General features: G+C 41.0%; 6 protein-coding genes. 1 reads left to right on the plus strand and 5 read right to left on the minus strand.

Translation table 11 applies throughout. The annotated features are described in order from the left end of the window. Positions 1 to 8: 8 nt before the first annotated feature. From I6F48_RS08150 to I6F48_RS08160, 3 genes are all read right to left on the minus strand, one after another. Positions 9 to 1847 (minus strand): DUF294 nucleotidyltransferase-like domain-containing protein, encoded by a 1839-nt coding sequence (locus tag I6F48_RS08150; protein ID WP_197119213.1) that lies wholly within the window; start codon positions 1845 to 1847, stop codon positions 9 to 11. A 125-nt stretch (positions 1848 to 1972) separates the two neighbouring features. Continuing rightward, positions 1973 to 3697, minus strand: coding sequence for a sodium:solute symporter family protein (locus I6F48_RS08155; protein ID WP_007587184.1), 1725 nt, complete (start codon positions 3695 to 3697; stop codon positions 1973 to 1975). A 10-nt stretch (positions 3698 to 3707) separates the two neighbouring features. After that, positions 3708 to 3971 carry a DUF4212 domain-containing protein gene (locus I6F48_RS08160; RefSeq protein ID WP_007377498.1) on the minus strand — a complete coding sequence of 88 codons (264 nt, stop codon included), beginning with the start codon at positions 3969 to 3971 and terminating at the stop codon, positions 3708 to 3710. A 414-nt stretch (positions 3972 to 4385) separates the two neighbouring features. Here I6F48_RS08160 and I6F48_RS08165 point away from each other — a divergent pair, with 414 nt between their 5' ends. Next, complete coding sequence (locus I6F48_RS08165) at positions 4386 to 7826, plus strand: PAS domain-containing hybrid sensor histidine kinase/response regulator (protein ID WP_197119214.1); 3441 nt, start codon at positions 4386 to 4388, stop codon at positions 7824 to 7826. A gap of 117 nt (positions 7827 to 7943) precedes the next feature. Here I6F48_RS08165 and I6F48_RS08170 read toward each other — a convergent pair whose 3' ends face one another. Both I6F48_RS08170 and I6F48_RS08175 read right to left on the minus strand, forming a co-directional pair. Next, positions 7944 to 10589, minus strand: a complete 2646-nt coding sequence (locus I6F48_RS08170) for a DUF2339 domain-containing protein (protein ID WP_197119215.1) — start codon at positions 10587 to 10589, stop codon at positions 7944 to 7946. A gap of 126 nt (positions 10590 to 10715) precedes the next feature. Continuing rightward, positions 10716 to 12077, minus strand: coding sequence for a hypothetical protein (locus I6F48_RS08175; RefSeq protein ID WP_165727296.1), 1362 nt, complete (start codon positions 12075 to 12077; stop codon positions 10716 to 10718). Positions 12078 to 12114: the final 37 nt, after the last annotated feature.

The raw sequence follows: 12114 nt of genomic DNA on the forward strand, positions 1-12114 counted from the left end.
ATCCATCGTTATAAACTGCCGCGAGCAAACTTAAACGCGGCGGCTTGCTGCGCTTGTTTAACAAGGTAAAACGCTTCTTTTAGTTGATGGCGCTCTAGTGAGTTTAATTTATTAGGATTAATACAATTACTCGGTAAGCCCTCTTCGTTTATTTGTGTACTCAAGCGAAGCTGCGTTAAGAACCGCCAGCAGTCTTTTAGGTTGTATATATCTTCTTTGCTGATCAGTTTATGTTTTAGTAGTGCGTCCAACCGCTCTTGCGTGTTGGCGCGCCTAATACCAGCTTTTAAAGCGTATAACCGCACTATGTCATTTATAATTACGACGCCGCGTTTTTTTAAATCTATGTATTTATTATTTTGATCTGTTTTTTCGGTTTTAAATTTATTAAATAAACCAATTGGCACGCTGTTGCTGCTTATGTCGGTTGCCATTGCGGCATAGAATAAGTCGTTACGCGATATACGAATTAGTTGCTCGCAAAAAGCCGTGTATAAAGCGTTTGAACCTTCAATAAATCGCAGGTCAAAAAATATCTTACAGTTAAGCATTGCATTGGGTGTGGGGCTTTTTATCCATTTAAAAAAGCGCTCGCTCCAGTCGTTTACGCTCATACGGCACTCATCGCTGCTTGCCATAATATTACCTGGGCAACGCCTAATGCCGCACTCAACTAAGTTTTCACATACAAACTCTCCCATGCTTTTAAAGTAAGCGTGTTGCTCGGTGGTTAAGTCGTTAGGGAGTAATAAGCCGTTGTCTTGATCTGAATGCAGGGTTTGTTCTTCGCGTGCTTGCGAGCCAAAGCAAATAAAACTAAAGCTGGTTGGCGCTGCGCCATGCTCTTCTTGAAATAAGTGAATAAGGCGCGATGTAAGCGCATCGGTTAAACCACTGAGTAATTTACCAATTAGCGATATGTCGTCAATGTTGTACGAAAAACCACGCAAAAGTTCGGGGATTTCTTTTGCGTAGCGTTTTAAATCAGTAACAGTATGCGCTTTATATATGCGCCCAATAAGCTGTACGGGGTCGCTTTTTTGTTGGCGTAGTAAATCGGTGCTGGTTATCATCCCTATTGGGTTATGATTTTCGTCAAGCACGGGTAAATGATGAATATTGTATTTAAGCATTAAGTGCAGCGCCGAAAACACCCTGTTATTTTCAAATATAAACTTAGGTTTGGCTGTCATAATACTGCTTACTGCGTCTTGTGGATCTACCTCGTCGGCAAGTACTCGGTTTCGTAAATCGCGGTCGGTTACCACCCCGACTAAGTGCGCGTGCTGCGTTATCATTATTGACGATACGCCATGCTCTTTCATTTTTTTAGCGCTTTGCCTAATACTTGCATCGGGCGAAAGCGTAATGGCGGTGCGGGTCATCAGCTCTGATATTTTACGTTCAGACCAACTATCGTTTTTACTTTTATAATGCGATGACAGCAACCGGTTAGCATGAGCGCGTACAAAGTATTGCTCAAACGATTTATATTCTCTGCGTAAAAAATCAAAGTGCGTTTGAGAGAGCATATACACTATGCCCTCTTTTTGTACTTCCAACCTATTTTGAATTGCCTCACCGGTTAACAGCGACGGAAAACCAAAATAGTCACCTTGCGCTAAGCGTGTAACAACATCACCCTTACCATCAACTAGGTCATACAAACCAGAGCGAATTAAAAACAGTTTAGGGTTTTCACTTTGTAACCACTGCGCTTGGTTTTCGCGTGTAAGGTAAATAACATCGAGGTGATTTACAAAGTACTCGCATGCACTGCTGTTAAGGAGGCTAAAAGGCGCTTGCAAACATACATACTGGGCTATTTCTTGTTGTTCTACACTCATTGTATTCGCTCTTTAAATGGTGATGTACCAATCTAATGTACTTACTTATTAAACAAATAAAAAGCCCGACTAAAGTCGGGCTTTTGGTGCTTTATGATTTTTAAATCTAGCCTATAAATTGTAGCCTAGTGGTCGTGCGCTTCAGCCGACCCTTTAGGGTTACGAATGCTTTCAACCATTTCTTGAATTTCAACCGGTGTAGGTTTAGTAAACTTAAGAACAATTGCAGCAACTGCAAAGTTAATAATCATACCAATTAGACCAATACCTTCAGGCGAAATACCTAAGAACCAGTTTTCAGGGCTGTTAAGCTCAGGGCTAACAAACTTGAAGAAGATAATATACGCAGCGGTAAAGCCAATACCCGTTACCATGCCTGCAATTGCGCCTTCTCGGTTCATTGTTTTAGAGAATATACCCATAATAATTGCTGGGAAGAAACTCGCTGCCGCTAAGCCGAACGCAAATGCCACTACCGATGCCACAAACCCAGGCGGGTTAATACCAAAGTACGCGGAGATAACTATAGCGACCATGGCTGCCAACCTCGCTGCAAGTAACTCTTGCTTGTCGGTAATATCGGGCTTAAGGGTTCGCTTGAGTAAATCGTGCGAAACGGAGGTCGAAATAACCAGTAGTAAACCTGCTGTTGTAGACAGCGCAGCGGCAATACCACCAGCAGCTACCAGTGCGATTACCCATGCTGGTAAGTTAGCAATCTCAGGATTAGCTAATACCATAATGTCGCGGTCTACGTTTACTTCGTTAGCACTATTCGGATCGGTGATTTTACCCGCCGTGTAGAACATTTTGCCATCGCCGTTTTTATCATCAAATGTAATTAAGCCTGTGCGTTCCCAGTTTTTAATCCACCCTGGTGCTTCTGCGTAAGCTGTACCGCTACCGTCTTTACCATTAATGGTATCAACCATGTTTACTCGAGCAAAGGCTGCAACCGCAGGAGCTGTAGTATAAACAATGGCAATGAACACTAACGTCCATGCTGCAGAAATACGCGTGTCTTTTACGCGAGGTACAGTAAAAAAGCGAACAATTACATGTGGTAAACCCGCAGTACCTACCATTAACGCACCAGTAATAGCAAACACGTCAATCATGCTCTTAGAGCCTTCGGTGTATTGTGCAAAACCAAGTTCAGCGCTTAAGCCGTCTAGTTTATCAAGTACGTACACGCCATCGCTGCCAATTAACGTAGCACCAAAACCGGTTTGTGGGAAGAAGTGACCCGTCATCATCATCGAGATAAAAATAGCCGGTACAAGGTATGCAAATACAAGTACACAATACTGCGCTACTTGAGTGTAAGTAATGCCTTTCATGCCGCCAAGTACCGCATAAAAGAATACAATCACCATACCAATGTAAACACCGGTTTCTATTTCTACTTCTAAAAAGCGTGAAAATACCACGCCTACGCCACGCATTTGCCCAGCAATGTAAGTAAAACAAATGAATATGGCACATACAATTGCCACTAAACGCGCGGTGCGTGAATAGTAACGGTCGCCAATAAAGTCAGGCACAGTAAACTTGCCAAATTTACGTAAGTAAGGCGCTAAACACATGGCTAATAGTACATAACCACCTGTCCACCCCATTAAGTAAACGCTGCCATCGTAACCTGCAAACGAAATAATACCCGCCATTGAAATAAACGACGCGGCGCTCATCCAATCGGCTGCTGTTGCCATACCATTAGCAAGAGGAGGTACGCCGCCGCCCGCTACATAAAACTCTTTAGTTGAACCCGCTCGAGCCCAAATTGCAATGCCGATATAAAGCGCAAAGCTTAAACCAACAATTATAAACGTGAGTGTTTGAACATCCATTGCTTAGCTCCTATTCGTCTACGCCGTATTTTTTATCTAACGTATTCATTTTGAAAACGTACACAAAAATCAAAGCAACAAAGGTATAAATCGCGCCTTGCTGGGCGAACCAGAAGCCAAGTTTAAACCCAAAAAAACGTACTTCATTAAGTACATCAACCAGTAATATGCCAAACCCAAAAGACACGATAAACCACACTGCTAAGAGTTTAAATAACAGCGAAATGTTTTCTGCCCAATAAGCTTTTGCTTGTTCTTCATCTTTAAAAGCCATTTTTGTTTTCCCCTTTAAGCACCGCAATATCGCGGTGAGTGGTTTTTTATCTTCGCTTACCAATTTAGCAACGCTGGTTAAATATTGAATTGAGACCATAGTCGTAACAGCTTGTTAACGTTTACGTAAACTGTATTTATCATTCAAACGTATTTTATACATTTTCATTTTATTTCAATTGGTTAGCTTAATTTTTTGAATTGGCTTTACTATTAAATTGGTAAGTTGGTTATTAATGCGACATTAGTCTAATGCTTGAGATGATTTTATTTTTGTTATTAATATTCAATAAGATAGAAATAAAATGAAAGTTTTATTTTAAATTCAAGCCTCACACTTAACCTCAGTTCTGGTATTGTGTTAATCCCTCATAGGGTTGAGGGACTATTTAAAATAATAAGGTTTAATAACAACATGACTGCCGTACTCATTATTGTTGCTTTAAGTTATATAGGTGTGCTGTTTTGGCTCGCCAATTGGGGCGATAAAACAACCCCTTTGGCGAAGCGTATTAGCCATCACCCTTTTGTGTATTCACTCTCACTTGGGATTTACTGTACCTCTTGGACTTACTACGGCTCAGTGGGTACAGCCGCCACCAGCAGTTGGAGTTATTTGCCAATATTATTGGGCCCTGCGCTGCTGTTTTTATTCGGCCAAGGGTTTTTACGTAAGCTGGTACTGGTAAGCAAAAAACAAAACATAACCACTATTGCTGACTTTATTTCAGCTCGTTACGGCAAACGCCAAACTACCGCTATTATGGTTACTGTAATCGCCTTACTGGCGACTATTCCCTACATTGCACTGCAATTAAAAGCGCTTAGTACCAGCTTTTTACTTTTGCAAAACAGTAATAAAATATCAGGCGATATGCTCGCGCTTTCTGCCACATTAATTATGGCCTTATTTGCAATATTTTTTGGTACCCGCAAAGTGGATGTAACAGAGTATCGCTCTGGGTTAATGCTTGCTGTCGCGTTTGAATCGATGATTAAACTTATTGCACTTATTGCTGTAGCAGGCCTTGCTGTTTACACCTTATTTAATATGCCAGAGCCTACTTCAAATAAAGTAACCGAGTCGATTTGGGCTCATTGGAGCGACTTTAACTTTTTTAGTTTTAACTTTATTGGCCAGTCTTTAATGGCTGCGGCGGCTATTATATGTTTACCACGCCAGTTCCATGTAACCGTGGTCGACAATCAAAACAAACGCCACTTACTTACCGCTCGCTGGGCTTTCCCGCTGTATTTACTATTAACTGCCGCAATGATTTTACCTATTGCGACTGCGGCAATTCATCCTGAAATTGGCAGCGGCTATTCACCCGACAGCTTTGTACTTGCCCTACCGTTAATTAACGACAACGCCTTTTTAACTACCTTTGTATTTATAGGTGGTTTATCGGCCGCCACCGCAATGATAGTGGTAGCAACGCTTACATTAAGCACGATGATTTCAAACGATGTGGTATTACCCCTAATGCTACGTCGTAAATTTAAACGCAACTTAATTACTACCAGTTATAAGTCTCGAATTTTACTTGTAAGGCGCTTTGCTATTGCAGGCATATTAATTTTGGCCTATTTCTATCAACAATGGTTTGGCCATAGCAGCGCGCTGGCAAGTATGGGCTTAGTTGCTTTTTCACTTGTTACTCAATTATTACCCGCTATTGTGGGCGGTTTATACTGGCGAAAAGGCCATGCTTATGGGGTTTATGCAGGTTTAGTAGCGGGCTTTATTTGCTGGGTACTATTTTTAATGCTGCCAATACTCGATGCCGGAGCAACGCTTGATAGCGAGCTACAACAAACGCTTATAACGCGTGGAACCTTGATAGCTTTGTTTGCCAATATTGGGTGTTATATTAGTTTTTCACTTGGGGCTGAGGAGCGCTTAATTGATAAGATTCAGGCAGCTGCTTTTGTTAACCCTAAAGATCAGGCTATTTTATCAAGGCGCTTAAATAAAGACGTAAAAGCCACTGTTTACGACTTTAAAATACTACTACAAACCTTTTTAGGTATTCAGCGCAGCCAACAAGTATTGGCGCATTACGCACTCGCCCATCACTTAAGCGATAACAACGCACACCCAGAGCCTGAATTTATAGCCTACTGCGAACGCGCGTTAACAGGCGTGCTGGGCGCATCTTCCGCACAAGCATTAATACATACGGTATCGTCGGGTAAGCGTATGGCGTTTGAAGAAGTTGTAAACTTTTTTGACGAAACCACACAAGCGTTGCAATTTAATCAAAATCTGTTATTTACCTCACTCGAAAATTTAAGCCATGGTATTTCAGTTGTCGATAAAGATTTAAAGCTAGTAGCTTGGAATAAACGCTACAGCGAAATGTTTGGCTATCCTGAAGGATTTTTAGAAGTAGGCCAACCCATAGAAGATATTATTAGATACAACGCTAACCGTGGTGAATGTGGCCCTGGCGAAATAGAACGCCAAGTAGAAAAACGTGTGCAGCATTTAAAATACGGCAGCTCGCATCACTTTATTCGCCACCGTCGTAATGGCCAAGTATACGAAATGATTGGTAATCCGCTGCCCGATGGCGGATTTGTTACCAGCTTTTCGGATATTACCAATCACATAAGTACGCAAAATGCGCTTGAAGAAGTAAACATGGATCTTGAAAACCGCATAGAAGCGCGAACTCAAGAAGTGCAAACCATTAATAGAGACTTACAAGCTCAAATAGATAGCCGTGTACAAACCGAGCAAGCACTTACTTTAGCCAAACGAGAAGCTGAGCAAGCCAACGACAGTAAAACGCGCTTTCTAGCACTGGCGAGCCACGACATTTTACAGCCGTTAAACGCAGCACGTTTATACCTTGCTGCCATTGACGAAAAGCAACTCGACAGCACTAACCAAAACAGCTTTGAAAAATTAGGCGACAGTCTCGATTCAACCGTGCATTTAATGTCGGCACTACTTGAAATAGCCAAGCTAGAACAAGGCGCTATGACCCCAACTCCTCGCCACTTTTATATTGAAGATATTTTAGCGCCATTGCAAAGTGAATACGCTATTTTATCAAGTGATAAAGGCCTTAAGCTTAGTGTGCGTTCTAACCAGCAAATTGTGCATAGCGATATAACCTATTTGCGCCGAATTATTCAAAACTTGGTCTCTAATGCAGTTAAATACACCGATAATGGCCGTGTATTAATTGCCTGTAGGAACCGAAAGCACAATTTACGAATAGAAGTATGGGATACAGGCCCTGGTATTAGCGAAGTAGAGCAAGCTAAAATATTTAACGACTTTTACCGTGTTGAGTCGGGCGATAACAAAGGCGTAGGCTTAGGCTTAGGTGTTGTAAAACGTATGGCTGACTTATTAAGTTTGCCGCTTGATGTGCATTCTGAGCCAAATAAAGGTAGCCGTTTTAGCATTGAGGTACCTTATGGTGACGAGCCGTTTGTACAACAAAAAAGTACGACAAACAGCCTAATAGAAAACCGTGCAGCAATTAATATTGTTGCCGTAGACGACGACCCTGAAAACCTAGCTGCAATGGCAAGCTTACTTAAAAAGTGGCAAGCTAATTACACGCTATTTGATAATGTAAATAATGTACTGGCGCATGCTAAAGAAAACGGTGCACCCGATGTTATTTTAATGGACTACCAATTAGGCAATGACTGCGATGGCATAACGCTAATTAAAACCCTGCGCGAAATTTGGCAAAGCCAAGTACCCGCTATTTTAATTACCGCAGTACGCGACACCGAGCTTAAACAAGAAACCAAAGCCGCTAATATTCATTATTTAAGTAAACCAATTAAACCGGGCAAACTAAAGGCACTGCTTAATCACAGTACATAGTCATCTAGTTAAAAGTATTCTAGTAAAAAGTGCTCTAGTTAAAAGCTATCAAGTAATAGCGTAAAACAAAAAGCCCAGTATCTTCACTGGGCTTTGCTTTATAAAGTATTCATAAAGTTAAACTGGATTTACTCGGCTTCTAAGCTTTTGGAACAACCAACTTAACCCCACCAACGAAAGCCCTAATCCAATAAACGAAAGCGCTTTAAGTAAGCCCTCCAAGTTAGCCATATCAATTAAAAACACTTTAACAATAACTGCAGCTAGTAAGCCTAAGCCTACTTTTTGTATTAATAATTGATTTTTTAAATGACCAAAAATAACAGTACCCGCACCCAATACTAACCAAATAATAGAGTAGCTATAGAGCTCTGCATTGCTCGCCCCTTTTGATAAGTAAATATAAGGCCCTTGCCAGTATTGGCGAATAAAGCTGTTTATTGCCAATAATATAAACCCACCTGCAACGGCCAATATAAATGGCGTAGCTTTAGCGTTTATTGGTTTTACAAGCTTGGCCAGCCAAAGCGTTAATCCTGCAGGTACTAACCACAATAGTAATAACCAGTTAAATATTGGCAGCTCACCTATGTAAAGTGATTCAAATAATGGGTTGTCGTCAAGCAGTGTTTTAATAGCAAAAAGCCCTGCTAACCCTACAAGTGCAAAGCCCGCCACTTGGTATAACTTAGCTAAAGTACCGGCAAGTTTTGCTCTGTGTAAATACACACACCCTAATGCCAGCCAGTTACAGGTAAGGAGTATTTGTTCGTAAAAGTTAAGTGAATCAAATTGCGGATAATGCCCTACTAACTGATAACTTGTTTCGGTTGTAATAAAAAGCGCTAAACAATGAAGGGCTGCACCTTCCAGCCATATTTTAAGTTTTGATGAGTCAAAGCACTTAGCTGCGGCAAAAAATAACGCGATACATAACGGATAAACCACAATACTCCAATGCAAACCAAATACCGTAAGTGCATCGTAACTTGGCGTCCAAGGTGAAAGCGTTAAGCGCAGTAATAACACAGCAACCAAGGCTTTTATAGGCCAATGCGGCATAGGCACGTTATAGCGCTTAATAAGTACGCTTATAAGTAACACTTGCACAGCAAGAGCAATGGTTAAGCCGCTGTCACTTAGTAGCATGGTAATTGCTAACGTAATATTGGCATTAGCGCCTACCCAATAAGTAAAACGCTGAAATAGCGTTGTATTATGTTGCGCGAGCTTTATTAAAATAGCGGCGACTACAAACAATACAACGGCCCAAAGTGGATATGCAGTACTTAACGCGGAATTAGGAATAAGCGTATATAAAGTCGCTATCATTACAAATACACTAAATGCTCCCGTAATATGAAACGCTAAACGCTTAATCTGTTTTTTACCGTAATAAAGCCCAAAAGCGGTAAGTAACAATCCGAGTAATAAACCCAAACCGTATTCATTTTTGAATACAAAGAGGGCGTCATCAAATAGGTTTGGCGAAAGATGCGTGCGCTGAGCGCCTATCACTAATAGTGTTGAAATAACTAACGCTACGCCCTGCCAAATATCCCAGCGGCTATTTTTAAGGACTAAAAATAACATTAGTACAATACTCAACACACCGATTGTTTGCCACTGCATATCAAAGTGACTTATTAGCATGGTAAATAATAAGGGCGCTATAAAGGCGAGTAATAATGCATGATCTGGAAGCACTTTAATTAAGCGTTTTAAACTGTGTGGGCGGTGCTCTATAACATTCAATTTTAAGCCCAATCGCGGTATAGCAATTAACCCAATAATACTCAGTAGAGCAAACGTTCCCATTAACCAAACGGTATTAACTTTAAGTAGCGTAAAACCAACTAAATACCAGCCAATGTGCCCAGCCCATAGTAAATACCATAGCCAAATACGTTGTACTTTATGTGCAACTAACGCGGCTGACAAACTTACAAAGCCAACATACATAAATAATGCAAACAAGTTACCACTGCCAGTGCTAACCCATATTGGTACACTATAAGCGCCAATAATACCTAGTACAGCCAATAATGGGCCGAGCCTAAGCGCCATTGCACTTGCGCTAATTGCAATAGCTGCCAGTGCAAAAAATGCCACGGTAGAGCTAAGCATATCGTAGCTACTGTAAGCTAAAAGCGTTAAAGCAAAACAGGTAATAAACCCGCCGCTTGCAAGCGCTGCGGGTATGTAATTATTAAAGCCTTCAAATACAATGCGTTTATGGTGTAAATAAGCCGCGGCTGCAATTAGGCCAAGCCCAAATAAGCCGCCTAAACTCAGCCTCATTACAGGCGATAGTAACCCCGCTTCTAGGCTATATTTAGCTAAAAATATGCCCCCAAACGCAAGCGCTATTGCGCCTATCCAGGTCATCCAGTTCTCTTCAAACCCTGCACGTAATTTATTAAATAGTAATTCTATGGCTGATGCTTCAGCTGGTTTGGCTTTTTTAGGAGGCGCTGATGGCTGATTTATTACAGGTGGCGACAAGTTTTGGGACGTTAAGTTTGGCTGTGCTTTATGAGCAATAGGCTCTGATCTTGAAAGCGCTGCCTGAGCCGTAGATGCTTCACTTTGAGGTTCTCTTTGCGATATCGATTTATGTGTTTGTAGATGTGTTATTTTGGCTCTTAAAACAGCCACTTCTTGTTTTAATCCATTTAACTGCACTAGCGCTATTAAGCCGCAAATAGCACCGGCAACTACAACCAGTATTACTATGACGGCTAACCCAACTAAATCATCCATGGCACACTCTTATTAATTATTATGCCCTGAGTGTACCTAATTATTAATGAGTAGGTAAATTTTGTTCAATAAAAAAGCCTAAGTACTTAAAGTGCTTAGGCTTTATGCTACTTAATATGTTTAGATTTATTCAACACTATCGGTAATAGTGCGCTCTAGGGTCATTTTATAACCTGAGCTTGTTGTTTCATCATGCTCTAAAATCAATATGTAGTTACCCTCTTGTGTAAAGTCCATATCGCTTTGCTGAATAAGCACAATTTGCTGGCCATTATCTTCATATACAACATAAACCGTGTAAATTTCGTTATCTACAACCTGCTCTTCTTGGTCATACTTATCTAGGCCATCGACTACGTTACTGGTGTCGTCTACCGTTTCGCCGTTAAGTGTAAAGTACACATCTACATCTGAAACCGATTGCCCTGCGTAGCTTTCAATTAGGTTTACAACCGATACCGTATGGCTGTAACTACTTGGTGTTAGGTTTTCTTCAACGCTCAACATACGTAAACCGTTATCAACGTCGTTATAAAAAATACCCACCGCACTTTGCTCACGCTCTAGCGTCATTAAAAAGTTATCAGCTAGTTTTGTACCTTCTTCGTCGTACATCGCTACGCTGTAACTATTAGGCGAAAGTTCAACATAATCGGTATAAGAGTCACTAGCGACTATATTTGTTGTGTTTACAGTTGTACCGCGTGTAGCAGAAAAGCTCACTGGCGAGTAGTCATCAACCGTATTTATAAAACGTAATTGCCCCAGGGCAGATTGATGTTTAAGCTCAGTAACGTAGTTGTTATCGGTTACTACATCAAGCGTAATACCGCCTTCTTCTGTAGCGTAACTTGGGCGGATCATTGCTACATAGCTTGCTTCGTCGTATAAATAAACAGATGACGACTCGTACACAACATCACTGCTGCCCGCTTCGGTTATGTAAATAGTGTAATAACCTTCATCAACGCTTTGCAGATCTAACTCACTTAAATATTGAGCCGATGAAAAAAGTGTCGCGCTTTCAAATACGCCATCATCAGTTGCTAAGTAAATATCGTAGTTAGTATCCTCCCCTGCAATATTATAAAACCCTAAGTTAAACTCACCCGTATCGCTTGTAATAGGTACGCTAAGCTCTGTAAATGTAGGCTCATCAAAATTGCCGCTCATTACTACTAACTGTGTTTTGTCACCTTTAATAGAAATTTCTTGGTCGCTAATTGTTATATAGCTGTCGTTAGCATCTAGGTACTCAAAACTTACATCATAAGTGCCTGTGCTGTAGTTATGGCGAGTAGTTACATCGGCAAAATCAGCGCCTGAACGTTCTGTTTCTTCAACAAATAGACGTGTGTATGGGCTGTTATACGAGCCATTATACATTTGAATGTAGCCTGTTGAGCTTGAGCTATCATCAGAGCCACAGCCCGACAAAACAGTAATTAGAGTTAAGGGTAATGCAGCTTTTAAAAGGGAGTTGGTCATTAAGGTTATTCCTTATTATTAATATCCCCATTATGAC

Source organism: Pseudoalteromonas sp. SWYJ118, from assembly GCF_015864505.1.
Lineage (GTDB): Bacteria > Pseudomonadota > Gammaproteobacteria > Enterobacterales > Alteromonadaceae > Pseudoalteromonas > Pseudoalteromonas arctica.